A 15263-nucleotide genomic window follows, 5' to 3' on the forward strand; every position below is an offset into this window, starting at 1 on the left:
GTATCTTGAAAAAATATTTTCAAATTCCACATAGAACTTCTACCTTGTGAAAAAGCCACAAATCTTTTCCTTTGCGAGCAATAGTCCTTTCTTGTCAAAAAGTGAGTATTCTCCCTTGAGTGAGGAATCATATTCCTCCACGGCGATTGTGAGCCAGGGTTGTGTACTGTAGGCATTGATGGCAAGTTGTCTACCCTCAATAGAATCCAGGTAGATGCGGGTCGTATCCTGATGCACACTTCCCGCAGTGCTGTTGTAAGCGCCCACAATAATTGTACGACTGATGCGATTCCCCGCGATATCGTACGAATAGGATAATTGCTGTTGTCCATTAGTGGTTAGAATAGGCATCAGCAATAGAGCCAGAAAGAAGATCTTTTTCATGATGTTTTTAGCTTAAATTAGAGAATAGAAATATGTGCTACAGGTAATACAAATGAATAAATAGAATTTGAATCAACTTAAAAAAATCAATTCTTGTGTTACAATGGCAAATGTAAGATATAACTTTTATTATACAATAATAAGAATGGTAATAGTGTTGTATTTAATATTAATTAACTCTATTCAGTCTCTTTATTGCTTGTTTAGACAATCTTGTTGATCTTGATATAATCTCTTCGTCCACCCCCTCTTCCAATAGCCTTTTCGCGACTTTTTCCATTTCATTGGTTTCGCCATTATTGTAGAGATTATCGATGATTTGGTTGACAATTTCGATTAATAATAATCTGCCGCTATCTGAATTGAAATCGATACCGCAGAATGAAGATCGATCCCGTCTTAATATGAGATAATATATACCACCTATCAATATTGATATCAGTGCATTGATGTTGACCGTGGTGGGCAAGTTATTTCTGAAGAAGTCATATAGGGGTAGCGAATTGATTTCGCGGTTCAATGCATTCCTGCAAGTAAGTTTATTTTTATTGGATACTTCCCATATTAGAATTTCCTGCATTACACGGTTTTCATATAATGAATTAATCAACTCTGTTAAAGTGGTTTTTGCAGAAGATACTGGATCTTTTTCATCTATCCTATATTCTACAATATCATGAAGCCAGTAATCGTAGTGTCGTATAAACTTGTCGTAGACTTCTTCTATATTGGTAAAATATCTGTATAAGACATGTGGTTGGACAGCAGATAATTTCATGATTTCAGTAATCGCCACATTATTGAAGCCTTTTTCTATCACCAGTTGTTCTGTTGCATTAAAAACTGCTTCTTCGATTTCTTTAGAGGTTCTCCTTTTTCTACTCTTTAGTGGTCTGTAATATTTCATGATTTGAAAATAAATGAGTTTTACAATCAGCACAGGTGTTTTGCTATCCGTAACAATTATGTTATTCTTAACTGCTTTTCAATTAAGATAATTGATCAGCAAAATTAATCTATTATCTGTAACGATTAGGCGGAGTATGTCTAAAATAATCATAAAATTGTCTTCTTTATGTAACATATTAGCATAACCGTAAAGAGAAAAATGAGAATGTATTGTTTATATTGTTGATATATAGATGTGTGGATGGATGCTGAGTTGATTAAAATGGACTTATGACGATGGAAAATAGGATGCGTCTCGGATAAACTCAAACATGTTTGGCTTATCCTCAGCTTTCACTATATTTCCATAATATAGGATGCGCCTCGGAAATACTAAAGCAAGCTTTGTATTTCTCCTGGCTTTCACTATATTTGTCGCGATTTTAACTTAAGACTCGGTGCGAAACGAGCTATGAACAAAGTATTATTGTTTTCACTGCTTCTCTCCTTCTTGTGCCTGTCGTGTGGAAAATGGAACAGGCAAGAGGGGACATACGACTTTCCACAGATTTTACAGGCAGATACCTTGCGTGTGCTGACCCTTAATGCCTCCACTTCCTATTTCCTGTACCGGGATCAACCCATGGGATATCATTACGATATGATCCGCGACTTCTGTAAGCATCACGGGTTGTTTCCCGAGATCATCGTTGCCGGAAATACAAGCGTGATGTTGCAGATGCTGCAGGACAGGAAAGCCGATCTGATTGCTTACAGTATGCCGGTTACCAATGCGTTGAAGGATTCCATCCGCTATTGTGGTCTTGAGCAGATATCGCATCAGGTGCTGGTGCAACGTGCAGAGAGGGGGGATGCCCTGTTGACCGACGTGACGGGATTGATCGGCAAGAAAGTGACGGTGATCAACGAATCGAAATACCTCGACAGAATGAACAACCTGAATGATGAGTTGGGAGGAGGTATCCTTATCGACGTGATCGACAGCGATACGATTGCGGTGGAAGACCTGATCCGGATGGTCTCCCGTGGAGAGATTGCCTATACGGTAGCCGATGATGACGTGGCAATGCTTAATCATACCTATTTCGGCAATTTGAATGTGGACCTCCCGGTAAGCTTCGACCAGCGTTCATCATGGGTAGTCAGAAAAGATACGCCGCTGCTTGCCGATTCGCTGGACAGTTGGATTGAGAACCGGACTGCCGAACCGGCTTTCATGCGGATCATCAAACGCTATTTTGAAGAGACAAAGGGATATTCCGATGCAGACAGGCTCTCTTTCAGAGAAATCTCGGGTCATGGAACCCTTTCTCCTTTCGACTCCTATTTCAAGCGTTACGGGAAAGAGTCGGAGATTGACTGGCGACTGCTTGCCTCCATCTCCTACCAGGAATCCAGGTTCGAGACTGAAGGTCAATCATGGGCAGGTGCTACAGGCTTAATGGGATTGATGCCGGCTACGGCCGCATCATTCGGTGCAGAGGGGGACCAGATCCTTGATCCTGAAAAAAATATAAGCATAGGTGCGAAATACATGAAAAATCTGCTTCATAAATTTCGATTTATCGATAATCCTGATGAGAGAGTGAAGATGGCTCTGGCGGCCTATAATGGAGGGATAGGCCATGTCTCTGATGCCATGGCGCTCACCGAAAAATATGGAGGGGACAAGGAGGCGTGGGAAGGTAATGTGGAGCGTTATCTTCAGTTGAAACGCCTGGAGCAGTATTATAGGGATCCGGTTTGTAAAAACGGTTATTTCAGAGCGGATGAAACAATCAATTATGTACGTGACGTAGTCGACAGATGGATGATATATAAGGAGAAATTGAAAGAATAAAAATCCTGTTGATCATTCAATAAAAAAATCACTATCTTTGCCATTGGTGTGAAAATCATATTTACAGAAAGCAAAACATGTCAGTTATAATCAATAAAGTTAGAACGAAAGAGGATTTGAAGAAATTCATCCAATTCGGTATAGATCTCTATGAAGGGAACGAATATTTTGTTCCCCCGTTGATCTACGATGAGAGGGCCACGCTCAGTCCGAGTAAAAATCCGGCATTCGATCATTGTGATGCCAACTATTTCCTGGCTTATCGTGACGATAAGATAGTAGGCAGGATCGGAGTGTTCATCAATCACAAGGCGAATGAGCGATGGAACGAAAAGAATGCCCGTTTCGGTTTTGTCGATTTTATTGATGACGACGAGGTGGTGGATGCTCTTTTTGGTGCCGCGGAAAGTTGGGCACGGTCGAGGGGGATGGAGAAGATGCATGGACCTCTCGGTTTTACCGACCTCGATCATGAGGGGATGCTGGTAGAGGGTTTCGACCAGATCGGTACACTTTCTACCATATACAATTATCCCTATTATGTGGACCACATGGAACGAATGGGATATGTGAAAGATCAGGACTGGGTGGAATTTCTCATTACCATCCCCAGGGAGATGCCCGAGCGGTTCCTACGAGCTTCGGAGATTGTGAAAAGGCGTTCCGGACTTGATGTGAAGCATATCGAAAGTAAGAAGGATGTATTGCCTTATGCGAGAGATATTTTCAAACTGATCAACCGTGCCTATAAGGATCTTTACGGATATGTGGAGCTAACCGAGCGGCAGATAGACTATTACGTGGATATGTATATCCCGATGCTTCGCCTGGATTTCCTCACATTGGTGATCCGCCAGGAAGACAATAAACTGGTGGGAGTGGGTATAGGCCTGCCGAGTATTGCCAGGGCATTACAGAAGGCAAAGGGACGATTTGTCCCTTCAGGGTGGTATCACCTGTATAAGGCGTTAAAAGGAAAGGGGACCAATGTGCTCGACCTATTAATGGTCGCTGTTGATCCGGAATACCAGGGGAAAGGTTTGAATGCCTTGATGTTCAACGAATTTATTCCCGCAGCCAACCGGTTGGGCTTTGAATATGCCGAGAGCAATCCCGAACTGGAGATAAACAATAAAGTGCACTCCATGTGGAACGGTCTGGAAACAAAACAACACAAAAGACGGAGAGCTTTTATCAAAAATTTATAGAGAGAAGAGGAGAGAGAAGTGAACGAAGTAGAAAAAGGAGTACAATTAGTTGAAAATAATTATCAAGAAGAGAATATTGTCACATTAGAGTGGCAGGAACATATTCGCCGGCGGCCCGGGATGTATATCGGGAAGCTGGGTGACGGCTCGTCATACGACGATGGTATCTATGTTCTCCTGAAAGAAGTTCTCGACAATGCTATCGATGAATTCATGATGGGATACGGAAAGACCATTGAAGTGACCATCGAGAACGGGAGGGTATCAGTTCGCGACTATGGCCGTGGTGTCCCTCTGGGAAAGGTGAAGGATGTCTGTTCCAGGATGAATACCGGAGCCAAATACGATTCCAAAGCATTTAAAAAATCGGTGGGATTGAATGGTGTGGGTATCAAAGCTGTCAACGCACTCTCTTCTTCCTTCGCGATGGAGTGTTTCCGGGATGGGCAGATGAAAGGTGTGGAATTCGTACAGGGTGTGATCCTGAATGACGGAGGGATTGTGCCGACCACCAGTGCAAACGGAACCTATGTGACCTTTACACCCGACATGGAGATATTTGGTGAATATCATTACCGAGATGAGCATATAGAGCCATTGCTCAAGAATTATGTCTTCCTGAATATCGGGTTGACTATCGTTTTCAATAACAAGAAATTCAGTTCGAAAAACGGGTTGGAAGATCTGTTGAACGAAAATCTTACCTCCGAAGAACTCTACCCGATCATTCATCTTTTCGGCGAGGATATAGAGGTGGCCATCACCCACACCAACCAATATGGTGAGGAGTACTACTCGTTTGTTAACGGACAACATACTACGCAGGGAGGAACACACCTTGCCGCTTTCCGTGAGGCGACGGCACGTGTGATCAAAGAGTTCTATAACAAGAATTTCGAATATTCCGATATCCGTAACGGGATGGTGGCGGCTATCAGTATCAAGGTGGAAGAGCCGGTCTTCGAGTCGCAGACAAAAACCAAACTGGGATCGAAAGAGATGACACCCAACGGCATCTCGGTGAGCAAACATATCAACGACTTCCTCAAGAAGGAACTCGATAATTACCTGCACAAACATGGCGATGCGGCAGAGGCATTGCAGAAAAAGATCCTCGATTCGGAGAAAGAGCGTAAAGCGATCGCGGGTGTTACCAAATTAGCACGTGAACGGGCAAAGAAAGCGAATCTTCATAATAAGAAACTGAGGGATTGCCGTATCCATTATAACGATTCAAAAGGGGACGACAGGGACAGGACATCTATCTTCATCACCGAGGGGGATTCAGCCAGCGGTTCCATCACAAAGAGCCGCGACCCGAACCTGCAGGCGGTATTCAGCCTGAGGGGAAAACCATTGAACTGCTTTGGCCTGACAAAGAAGATCGTTTATGAGAATGAAGAGTTCAATCTTCTGCAGGCTGCTCTCAATATCGAAGAAAATATGGACGGCTTGCGGTACAATAGGGTGATCATTGCCACCGATGCCGATACCGACGGAATGCATATACGCCTGTTGCTCCTTACTTTTTTCCTGCAGTTCTTCCCCGACCTGATCAAAAAGGGGCATGTGTATATTCTTCAAACACCGCTCTTCAGGGTGCGTAACAAGAAGAAAACTCTATACTGCTACACCGAAGAGGAACGGCTCAGCGCTATCGAGGAGCTTGGCCCGAACCCGGAAATAACCCGTTTCAAAGGGTTGGGAGAGATATCACCCGACGAATTCCGCAATTTTATCGGTGAAGATATCCGCCTCGACAGGGTAACCATGCGGAAAGAGGATCTCCTGAAGGAGTTGCTTGAGTTCTATATGGGTAAGAATACGCCGGAACGTCAATCTTTCATTATTGAGAACCTGGTGGTAGAGGAGGATGAAGTTGCATAATTCGGCTTCGCGTTATTCGATAGTTATTCGGCTTCGCCGTTATTCATACTTCGCATCTTATTCAATAGTAACAACCGAATAACAACTGAATTAAAATGGATACATCCGAAAAAAAAATTGCCCTGTTCCCCGGAACGTTCGACCCTTTCACTATCGGTCATGAGTCGTTGGTAAGAAGGGGATTATCCCTGATGGACCGGATTGTGATCGCCATCGGAGTGAATGAGGCAAAGAAATCATACTTTCCTCTGGATCGAAGGCTCCAGATGATCCGGAAACTCTATCGGGACGAACCGCGTGTAAGCGTGGAAAGTTATGACTCGCTGACGATAGAATTCGCGAAAAAAATGGGAGCACAATACATCCTGCGTGGTATCCGTTCAGTAATCGATTTCGAATATGAGAAGACGATTGCCGACATGAACCGAACTATTTCGGGAATTGAGACGTTTGTACTATTTACCGAACCGGCCCTGACCCATGTCAGTTCATCACATGTGAGGGAACTGCTGCATTACGGATACGATGTAAGTGAATTTCTACCGAAAGGACTAACCCTACAATAATAATAAAAATGCTAAAAAGAATAATACCGATTGTTTTAGGTACACTGTTTTTAACCGGATGTGTTTATGCTCAATTCAGGCCTTCCTCCGATGGTGTTAAATTAGAGCGAACCCTCCAGCTTATTCAGGGATTGTATGTGGACGATGTAGATACGCAGGGATTGACTGAAGCGGCTATACGAGGCATGCTCAAAGAGTTGGATCCGCATTCTACCTACCTGACCAAGGAGGAGGTGAAGGCGATGAACGAGCCGTTGCAGGGAAATTTTGACGGGATTGGTATTTCGTTCAACATGCTCACCGATACACTTTACGTGATGGAGGTCATCTCCGGTGGGCCGTCGCAGAAGGTGGGTATTATGCCGGGAGATAAGTTTATTTATGTGAATGATACGCTTATCGCGGGGGTGAAGAAGAACAATCAGGATATAGTGTCGATGCTTCGAGGTCCCAAAGGGACGGTGGTGGATATCAAAGTGCTTCGCCGCGGCGTGCCGGAATTAATGTCTTTCCGCATTATCCGTGACAAAATCCCCATTACCAGTATTGATGCTTCCTATATGGTGACCAATGATATAGGATATATTCGTCTCAGCCGGTTCGGAATCAGTTCAGCAGATGAGTTCCGGCAGGCAACACAGGAACTCCGGTCGCAGGGTATGAAGCACCTTATCCTGGATTTGACAGATAATGGAGGCGGTATCCTTCAGACAGCCAATGAAATAGCGGATGAGTTCCTGGGTGAAGATAAGCTGATCGTCTATACGGAAGGAAAGAACCAACCCCGATTCACGATGAACGCTACCGGAGGGGATGAACTCAAAGGAGGAAAACTGGCGATCCTGGTCAATGAGTATTCGGCGTCGGCAAGCGAGATACTCGCCGGAGCAGTTCAGGATTGGGACAGGGGAGTGATCGTAGGGAGAAGGACATTTGGAAAAGGATTGGTACAACGGCAATTGGGACTTCCTGACGGTACGATGATCCGTCTGACGGTGGCAAGGTATTATACACCTACCGGCAGAAGTATCCAGAAGCCATACGAAAACGGTGATCAGGAGTCATACAACATGGATTTCATCAACCGTTATAATCATGGAGAACTCTTCCAGGCCGACAGTATTCATTTTCCCGATTCCCTTAAATATACCACTTTGGTAAATAAACGTACGGTATACGGCGGCGGAGGAATTATGCCTGATTATTTTGTGCCGATCGATACCACGAGAGGAAGCTTGTTACATGCCAAGCTGAACGGGTTGAATGTGATCTATAAGGCGGCGATAGCCGAAGTGGATAATAACCGTCAGGAGTTGTTGACGAAATATCCCGATATTCTTGCATTTAATAAGAATTATCAGATCCCGGAAGCAATGACTTCTAAACTGAAAAAACTTGCTGCCGAGGAGAAAATTGAATGGAATGAAGAACAATTCGCCTCTTCTAAAAAGCTGATATTTTTACAGCTAAAAGCGTTGATTGCCCGCGATCTATACGATTCCTCCGCATTTTATCACATCATTAATGATGAAAGCGATATCTTTAAGGAGGGGTTGAAGATTATTGGCGACGACAAGCGTTATAACGATCTGTTGAAACCGGATTAAAACTCCCGTTTCCATCATATTCCTGATACTTTAAATTTATATTGTATGGAGCTGACAAGACGGTCATTTATTAAGAAATCATCCTATGTAGCTGTAGCCGGCCTTTCTATACCAGCCTATCTGAAATCGGCGATTTCCGGTGTTTCAGCTAATGATAAAATGAATGTGGCATTGATCGGATGCCGGGGTATGGGGTGGTCTAACCTGATGGATTTCATGCCACATAAAGAGGTACAATGCGTTGCTTTATGTGATATCGACAAATCCGTGCTTGATTCGCGAGGCAAGGAACTCTCCGGTATGCAGCAAACAAAGTTCGACCTGTATAATGACTACCGTCATATACTCGATCGCAAAGATGTGGATGCTGTCATTATCGGAACTCCCGATCACTGGCACTGCCTCCAGTTTGTGGATACCTGTAAGGCCGGTAAGCATGTCTATGTGGAGAAACCCATCAGTAATTCTATTGCAGAGTGCGACGTGATGGTAGCTGCAGCCCAAAAGTACGACAGGATTGTACAGGTGGGACAGCAACAGCGAAGTGCCCGTTTGTGGAAGGAGATGGTGGATTATCTGCATTCGGGGATATTGGGCCGAATCGGACGTGTGCATGTATGGGCCAATTTCAATTATGCTGCTATTCCAAACCGTGTGCCCGACTCGGAAGTCCCGGAAGGGGTAGATTTCCAGAGGTGGTTAGGCCCTGCTCCTGATCGTACGTTCAATAAAAACCGTTTTCATGGCCTTTGGAGGATGTTCTGGGATTATGGTGGCGGATTGATGACAGACTGGGGAGTACATTTGCTCGATATGGTACTATGGGCGATGAATATCAATTCGATGCCGAACAGTATACAGGGGAGTGGTGGTAATTTCCTGTTTCCGGAAGGAGCACATGAAACTTTTGACACCCAATCGGTACAATATAAGTTCGATGATTTTATGCTTACCTGGGAGAACAATGCCGGGATTGAATCGGGACCCTATGGTAAGAACTATGGTATCGCTTTTATAGGCACCAATGGAACATTGGTCGCCAACAGGGATGACTGGCAGGTATATCCTGAAAGAGATAAAATAGCTTCAAAAACGGTAAAAGCAGACTACCAGGATCATAAGGATCATGTGACAAACTTTTTGAGTTGCGTGAAGAACGGAGATAAAAAAACAGCTTGTCCTATTGAAACCGGGAGTTTATCTGCTAAATATGCGCATTTAGGCAATATCGCTTCACGTATAAAGGGTGTTACACTTCAGTATGACGATGTTAAGAAATCGTTCAACCAGCCCGAAGCCAATAAATATTTAAAACCATCCTACAGGAAGCCTTGGGTATTCCCAAAGGTGTAGGGTCGGCCTTCCGGTGTAAGAGAACCCCGTATTTCCCCAATAATGTAAGGAAATTCCTATTATTGATATACATGTGGGATAACTTGTAAACCAATAAAATGAAAAAGCAATGAAATACGATTATTTAAGGTTGATGATCAGGGAGGGCCAGAAAGTCAACCTGAAAGATTTCCCTACCAGTGAAGATGGAGGGTATACCAAAAAAACGGGCAAAGAAGAAATAGAACAGAACATTGAAGAGTTGAGGAGATACCAGGAGTTGTTCTATGCCGATGATCGTTATTCACTGCTGATCATTTTGCAGGCACGTGATGCCGCCGGGAAAGACGGTGTCATCCGTCACGTGATGTCGGGTATTAATCCGCAAGGGTGCAGGGTACACAGTTTTAAGACCCCGACCAAGAATGAGCTGGAGCACGATTATTTCTGGCGTCATTACATCGCATTGCCTCAACGTGGGATGATTGAGATCTTCAACCGTTCTCATTATGAAAATGTACTGGCTACCAAGGTGAATCCCCAATGGATACTCAACGAGCGTATTCCGGGATACGATTCAGTAGAAAAAATCGATCAACAGTTTTGGGATGGTCGTTACGAAGATATCAATGCGATTGAAAAGCACCTTCATCGGAATGGGATGCGCATTCTTAAATTCTTTTTGAATGTGTCGAAAGAAGAACAGAAAGAGCGTTTTCTTTCCCGTATCGACGAACCGGACAAGAACTGGAAGTTCAGTTCTGCCGACCTGCAGGCCCGCACTCAGTGGAATGAGTATGAAAAAGCTTTCGAAGAGATGCTGGAGAAGACATCCACCTCATATGCGCCATGGTATGTGATTCCTGCCGACAAGAAATATTTTGCCCGGGTGGCGGTTGGTGATATCATCCTTGAACTGTTCAAATCGCTCGACCTGCACTACCCGCCTGCCGAATCATCCGAGATTCTGGGGAAAGCACGTGAGATATTGATGAAGGAATAATCCCAATATATCCGTTTATTTCGTTTTTTTCTTTCGTCTCAAATAGGTGTCCAATCGTGTAAGCGCCCAGAAAGAGGAGAGGGTCATCACGATAAGGAGTGCTGTAAATATGTATTGGGAAGAGAGGATCGCTTCTTTTCCGGCGAAGACAATCGTCAGCAGTGAGAACACGAAAAGCAACCCGTACATGGTTCCGAAAATACTTCTGAAATCTATCAGTGTATCTCCTTTGGACGTGGCCCGTTTCTTTTTTTGTGGTATGAGCGTTTTTTCGGTTTCAATTTGTTGTATGATGCGGTATTTCAGGTTCTCGGGAGCCTGAATTTTTGAGGATTGCATCATTTGCCGAATGACATCCTCTTCTGTTTGTATATTTTTCTTCTCTGCCATAATTGATTTCTTTTTTAGGAAGATGCCAGAAGTTGATCCTCTACGGTTTGTCCATAGTGTCGAACGAGCATCTCCTTGAATAACTTTCTTGCTCTGAATAATTTCACTTTCACATTGGATTCGTTCAATCCCGTTATTTTCGCAATATCCTTGACCGGATTGTCTTCCATATAATACAATGTAAGCAGCAACGCATCGCCTTTGGGCATTTTTTGCAGGATCTCTCCTACCATTTCCTTCTGTTCACTATTTTCTATGTTGATATCTATCGGGTTGGCGGATAGATGGGCTGCATTTTCCATATCTGTTTCGTGGAAGCTTGTCCACATTTTTGATTTTGTGAGTGTCACCGCCGTATTATATACGATGCGATAGAGCCACGTGGAGAATTTGCTGTCGGCGCGGAAACTGTGTAAATTGCGGTATGCCTTCACGAAACTTTCCTGCACGACATCTTCCGCATCCTGCATGTTGCCGCAAATCCGGTAGGCGATGGTGATTGCCATCTCCTGATAGGTTTCGACAAAGTAGCTGAATACGGAAGTATTGCCTGAGAGTACCTGCTTCACATACAATTGTTCGTCCATCACACGGGGATTATTCCTGAAGTAAGTCGGTCGTTTCAGTTACCATTTTCATGTTTCTTGTGGTGAAGAAATAGACCAGATAGCCGATTCCAAGGAAAAGTAAAATGGATGCCGAATAAATCCAGAACGCTTTTTCATCTGTCAGGCTCATTCCTTCGGTGACGGCGAATCCTACAAGGATTCCTATCGCTATACCGATAAGGACGATTCCGTTCCGAAGTGACACGAATCTATTGGGATTCCTTTTTTGTCGTATTTCTTCTTCGGGAATAATTCCTTGTGAAATGAGTGACATTCGTTCTCTGTTCCGCAAATTGATTTTTCTTATTTCTAATATTACCCAGAGAAGGACAACCGGAAATCCAAAGGCACTGACAATTGCAACGATCGGGACCAAAATATCTTCCATAATTTTTTAATGTAAAAAGTGAATAATAAATTGTTTACATTTATAGGACAGTCACTTCTACGAATCGGTTACAAAAATAGTGTTTTTTTAATTCATAAGTTTATTTTACCTGAAAATCAGCATTTTAATAACTTATCGACAAAGCTGTATTTTTTAAGATTTTAAATTCGTCAATCTGATTTCTATTTCTTTCCTTTGTAACCGGACAGAAGCAGGTGTGCCTCACATACACCTCAACTCCCGGGTTCCGACAGATATTTACAGGGAAAGATACTTGAATGTATTGTGATTTACGATGAACGAAAAGACGCTCGAGAAACTGAAAATCCTTGCCGATGCTGCCAAGTACGATGTATCTTGCGCTTCGAGCGGTACCTCGCGTAACAACGTGAAGGGAGGGATTGGTACGGCTGCAGGGTGGGGCATATGTCACAGCTTCACTCCCGACGGGCGTTGCATTTCATTATTCAAGATACTGCTTACCAACCACTGTATCTACGATTGCGCCTATTGTGGCAATCGCCGGAGTAACGACATGAAGCGTGCTGCTTTCACTGCAGAGGAACTGGCAGAACTGACGATAGAATTTTACAGGAGAAACTATATTGAAGGGCTGTTTCTCAGTTCCGGCGTGATGCGTAATCCCGATTACACGATGGAGCGGATGATCCGGGTAGTGAAGTTGTTACGGGAGGTGCATCGTTTCAATGGATATATCCATATGAAATCCATTCCGGGAGCGAGTAGCGAGTTGATCTCGCAAGCAGGGATACTGGTCGATCGCATGAGTGTGAACCTTGAAATTCCATCCGAAGAGAATCTGAAATTACTTGCCCCGGAGAAGAATTATCCGAGTGTGTTCGCTCCTATGCGGTTTATCCAGCAGGGGATGTTGGAAAGTGCAGAAGACCGTAAAAAATTCCGCTCGGCTCCAAAATTTGTACCGGCAGGGCAAAGTACCCAGGTAATTATCGGTGCTACTCCCGATAATGATAAGCAGATACTTTCTCTTGCATCGGCATTGTATAAGCGCCCTTCTTTCAAACGGGTTTATTATTCGGGTTATATTCCCGTAAACTCCGGTGACAGCCGTCTGCCCATGTTGACCAAACCTCCGTTGGTACGTGAGAACCGATTGTATCAGGCCGATTGGCTGATGCGGTTCTACGAGTTTAAGGCATCTGAACTGGTAGATGATACACATCCTGATCTGGAGTTGGATATAGATCCGAAAATGGGGTGGGCGCTTCGCCATCCCGAATTCTTCCCGATAGATGTCAACACGGCGTCCTACGAGATGATCCTTCGTGTGCCAGGTATTGGTGTGAAATCTGCCAAGTTGATCATTACCTCACGACGTTACGGTAGATTGACTTCAGAGCAGCTTAAGAAGATAGGTGTGGTGATGAAACGCGCCCGCTACTTTATCGTATGTCGTGAGTTGCCTATGCAGACCGTAAATGAGCTTACACCGCAATATGTGCGGCGTCAGGTATCACAAAAGCAGAAAAAAAATGCGACAGAGTTGTTACAGTATTCTATTGATTGGGGAGAGTGATTAATGAGTCAATGTGCCAATGAAATATTTGTTGAACTGTTGAACTGTTAAACTGTTGAATTGGAAAGGAGAGACTCACAAAGGCCAATTTTTCACTTTTCATTTTTAATTCTTCATTTACAAAGTCTTATGTCTTGGTTCTATAAGTCTTGATTCTAAAAGTCTTGGTTCTAAAAGTCTTGGTTCTAAAAGTCTTGGTTCTAAAAGTCTTGGCTCTATAAATCTTGATTCTAAAAGTCTTGGTTCTATAAGTCTTGATTCTTGGTTCTCTAATCTTACAAAATGGTTGTCTTTGAATATGATAAAACATTCGATGGCTTGCTTTCATGCGTTTTTTTCGCGTATGAGCAGAAGAAATTTCCGGATCTGATCCTTTCGGCTTCTGATCAGAAGCCGCTGTTTATAGATGAGCAGTATTATGTGGTTACAGAAAAGGATAAATCGGAGAGGGTATGGAAAGGCCTGGAGAAAAAACTGTCGAAGTTTGCACAGAATATGATGCTGAGTGTCTGGCTGTCGGAATTACCCGAGACAACGATGTTACTGTTTAGGTATATCCGAAAGAATATAGATCATCCGAAAGGGATAGAGATGAATTTCGGTGATGATGATGTGCTTCGTATCAAGGATATCGCACAACAGGTAGGCACTGATGCCCGGAAACTGGTCCAGTTTATCCGTTTTCAGGAGACGGCGGACGGGATTTGGTTCGCTCCTGTTTCACCGCGTTATAATGTACTTTCTCTGATCGTGCCTCATTTCAGATCTCGTTATGCCGATCAACCCTGGATCATCTACGATACCATTCGGAACAGTGGGTTATACTATGATACGCACACGGTACAGGAGATATCGTTTTCCCGGAAAGACTTTATAGAATTGAAATCGGGCAAGCTCAACAATGAAAAGGTGTCCGAAGAGGAAGCCTTTTTCCAGCAAATGTGGAAAGAGTATTTTCAGAGCATCACCATCAAGGAACGTATCAACCTCAAACTGCAACGGCAACACATGCCCACCCGTTACTGGAAATACCTTCCGGAAATCCAGTAACCAGTTATTCGATGGGAGGGTGAATGTCGTGAGTGATTTGCTCCGGTCAATGGAGTGCCGGTGTTCCTTTTGGGATTATTTATTCTTCAGCAAATCGCGGATTTCGGTCAATAACGACTCTTCCTTGGACGGTTCGGCTGGGGGTGCAGGAACTTCCTCTTTTTTCCGTTTCATGGAATTCATTCCTTTAATTACCAAAAAGATGGCAGTGCCGATGATCAGAAAGTCGACAATTGATTGAATGAAAGCGCCGTAATTCCATGTGACAGCGGGTGTGACTACTTCCGTTCCCTGTATTACCGCTTCCCTTAAGACCAGCTTCAGGTCTGTGAATTGACCCTGGTCGGAGATCAATGCGAGGGGGGGCATAAGGACATCGTTCACGAAAGAGGTGACGATCTTTCCGAAAGCGCCGCCAATCACAATACCTACGGCCATGTCGACCACGCTGCCGCGCATTAAGAATTCTTTTAATTCTGAGCTGAATGACATAGTTTTTTTTGATTAATAGGGTTGAAAATATAGTTCAAAAG

The 15263-nt window shown here is 43.8% G+C and carries 15 protein-coding genes; 9 read left to right on the forward strand and 6 right to left on the reverse strand.

From position 1 onward, the window contains the following. Positions 1-39: 39 nt before the first annotated feature. Positions 40-384, reverse strand: coding sequence for a hypothetical protein (locus tag VB073_RS15295; RefSeq protein WP_323405061.1), 345 nt, complete (start codon positions 382-384; stop codon positions 40-42). 169 nt (positions 385-553) lie between these two features. Further along, on the reverse strand, positions 554-1291 hold the full coding sequence (locus VB073_RS15300) for a TetR/AcrR family transcriptional regulator (protein ID WP_323405062.1): 738 nt from the start codon (positions 1289-1291) through the stop codon (positions 554-556). A gap of 453 nt (positions 1292-1744) precedes the next feature. Between VB073_RS15300 and VB073_RS15305 the strand changes: the two genes are divergently transcribed. The 7 genes from VB073_RS15305 (at position 1745) to VB073_RS15335 (ending at position 10736) form a co-directional block, all read left to right on the forward strand. Further along, positions 1745-3133 (forward strand): transglycosylase SLT domain-containing protein, encoded by a 1389-nt coding sequence (locus VB073_RS15305; protein WP_323405063.1) that lies wholly within the window; start codon positions 1745-1747, stop codon positions 3131-3133. A 77-nt stretch (positions 3134-3210) separates the two neighbouring features. Next, the gene (locus VB073_RS15310; RefSeq protein ID WP_323405064.1) at positions 3211-4341 is read left to right on the forward strand and encodes a GNAT family N-acetyltransferase; all 1131 of its coding nucleotides are present in this window, start codon (positions 3211-3213) and stop codon (positions 4339-4341) included. Between the two features lie 18 nt (positions 4342-4359). Continuing rightward, positions 4360-6228 (forward strand): DNA topoisomerase IV subunit B, encoded by a 1869-nt coding sequence (locus VB073_RS15315; protein ID WP_323405065.1) that lies wholly within the window; start codon positions 4360-4362, stop codon positions 6226-6228. Positions 6229-6323: 95 nt separating this feature from the next. After that, complete coding sequence (gene coaD, locus VB073_RS15320; protein ID WP_323405066.1) at positions 6324-6794, forward strand: pantetheine-phosphate adenylyltransferase; 471 nt, start codon at positions 6324-6326, stop codon at positions 6792-6794. An 8-nt stretch (positions 6795-6802) separates the two neighbouring features. Next, on the forward strand, positions 6803-8401 hold the full coding sequence (locus tag VB073_RS15325; RefSeq protein WP_323405067.1) for a S41 family peptidase: 1599 nt from the start codon (positions 6803-6805) through the stop codon (positions 8399-8401). Between the two features lie 45 nt (positions 8402-8446). Next, positions 8447-9754 carry a Gfo/Idh/MocA family oxidoreductase gene (locus VB073_RS15330; RefSeq protein WP_323405068.1) on the forward strand — a complete coding sequence of 436 codons (1308 nt, stop codon included), beginning with the start codon at positions 8447-8449 and terminating at the stop codon, positions 9752-9754. Positions 9755-9863: 109 nt separating this feature from the next. After that, positions 9864-10736, forward strand: coding sequence for a polyphosphate kinase 2 family protein (locus VB073_RS15335; RefSeq protein ID WP_323405069.1), 873 nt, complete (start codon positions 9864-9866; stop codon positions 10734-10736). Positions 10737-10751: 15 nt separating this feature from the next. On the opposite strand, the gene VB073_RS15340 is transcribed toward VB073_RS15335, so the two are convergent. From VB073_RS15340 to VB073_RS15350, 3 genes are read right to left on the reverse strand one after another with little or no spacing between them, the layout of a single operon-like run. Then, a complete protein-coding gene (locus VB073_RS15340) occupies positions 10752-11126 on the reverse strand; it encodes a hypothetical protein (protein ID WP_323405070.1) in 375 nt (124 codons plus the stop codon). Positions 11127-11140: 14 nt separating this feature from the next. Beyond that, the gene (locus VB073_RS15345; protein ID WP_323405071.1) at positions 11141-11713 is read right to left on the reverse strand and encodes a sigma-70 family RNA polymerase sigma factor; all 573 of its coding nucleotides are present in this window, start codon (positions 11711-11713) and stop codon (positions 11141-11143) included. A 10-nt stretch (positions 11714-11723) separates the two neighbouring features. Next, positions 11724-12122, reverse strand: coding sequence for a DUF6249 domain-containing protein (locus VB073_RS15350; RefSeq protein ID WP_323405072.1), 399 nt, complete (start codon positions 12120-12122; stop codon positions 11724-11726). 295 nt (positions 12123-12417) lie between these two features. Between VB073_RS15350 and VB073_RS15355 the strand changes: the two genes are divergently transcribed. Further along, positions 12418-13680, forward strand: coding sequence for a putative DNA modification/repair radical SAM protein (locus VB073_RS15355; protein ID WP_323405073.1), 1263 nt, complete (start codon positions 12418-12420; stop codon positions 13678-13680). Between the two features lie 282 nt (positions 13681-13962). After that, a complete protein-coding gene (locus tag VB073_RS15360; protein WP_323405074.1) occupies positions 13963-14730 on the forward strand; it encodes a TIGR03915 family putative DNA repair protein in 768 nt (255 codons plus the stop codon). A gap of 75 nt (positions 14731-14805) precedes the next feature. On the opposite strand, the gene mscL is transcribed toward VB073_RS15360, so the two are convergent. Further along, a complete protein-coding gene (gene mscL / locus VB073_RS15365; protein WP_323405075.1) occupies positions 14806-15222 on the reverse strand; it encodes a large-conductance mechanosensitive channel protein MscL in 417 nt (138 codons plus the stop codon). Between the last annotated feature and the right edge of the window lie 41 nt (positions 15223-15263).

It is taken from the genome of Proteiniphilum sp. (assembly GCF_034927365.1).
Lineage (GTDB): Bacteria > Bacteroidota > Bacteroidia > Bacteroidales > Dysgonomonadaceae > Proteiniphilum.

Excerpts from the sequence above, each read along its gene's own strand:
- VB073_RS15325 (WP_323405067.1), top strand. The coding sequence starts at position 6,803 with ATGCTAAAAAGAATAATACCGATTGTTTTAGGTACACTGTTTTTAACC.
- VB073_RS15300 (WP_323405062.1), bottom strand. The coding sequence starts at position 1,291 with ATGAAATATTACAGACCACTAAAGAGTAGAAAAAGGAGAACCTCTAAA.
- VB073_RS15360 (WP_323405074.1), top strand. The coding sequence starts at position 13,963 with ATGGTTGTCTTTGAATATGATAAAACATTCGATGGCTTGCTTTCATGC.
- mscL (WP_323405075.1), bottom strand. The coding sequence starts at position 15,222 with ATGTCATTCAGCTCAGAATTAAAAGAATTCTTAATGCGCGGCAGCGTG.
- coaD (WP_323405066.1), top strand. The coding sequence starts at position 6,324 with ATGGATACATCCGAAAAAAAAATTGCCCTGTTCCCCGGAACGTTCGAC.
- VB073_RS15350 (WP_323405072.1), bottom strand. The coding sequence starts at position 12,122 with ATGGAAGATATTTTGGTCCCGATCGTTGCAATTGTCAGTGCCTTTGGA.
- VB073_RS15340 (WP_323405070.1), bottom strand. The coding sequence starts at position 11,126 with ATGGCAGAGAAGAAAAATATACAAACAGAAGAGGATGTCATTCGGCAA.
- VB073_RS15295 (WP_323405061.1), bottom strand. The coding sequence starts at position 384 with ATGAAAAAGATCTTCTTTCTGGCTCTATTGCTGATGCCTATTCTAACC.
- VB073_RS15330 (WP_323405068.1), top strand. The coding sequence starts at position 8,447 with ATGGAGCTGACAAGACGGTCATTTATTAAGAAATCATCCTATGTAGCT.
- VB073_RS15310 (WP_323405064.1), top strand. The coding sequence starts at position 3,211 with ATGTCAGTTATAATCAATAAAGTTAGAACGAAAGAGGATTTGAAGAAA.
- VB073_RS15345 (WP_323405071.1), bottom strand. The coding sequence starts at position 11,713 with ATGGACGAACAATTGTATGTGAAGCAGGTACTCTCAGGCAATACTTCC.
- VB073_RS15335 (WP_323405069.1), top strand. The coding sequence starts at position 9,864 with ATGAAATACGATTATTTAAGGTTGATGATCAGGGAGGGCCAGAAAGTC.
- VB073_RS15305 (WP_323405063.1), top strand. The coding sequence starts at position 1,745 with ATGAACAAAGTATTATTGTTTTCACTGCTTCTCTCCTTCTTGTGCCTG.
- VB073_RS15355 (WP_323405073.1), top strand. The coding sequence starts at position 12,418 with ATGAACGAAAAGACGCTCGAGAAACTGAAAATCCTTGCCGATGCTGCC.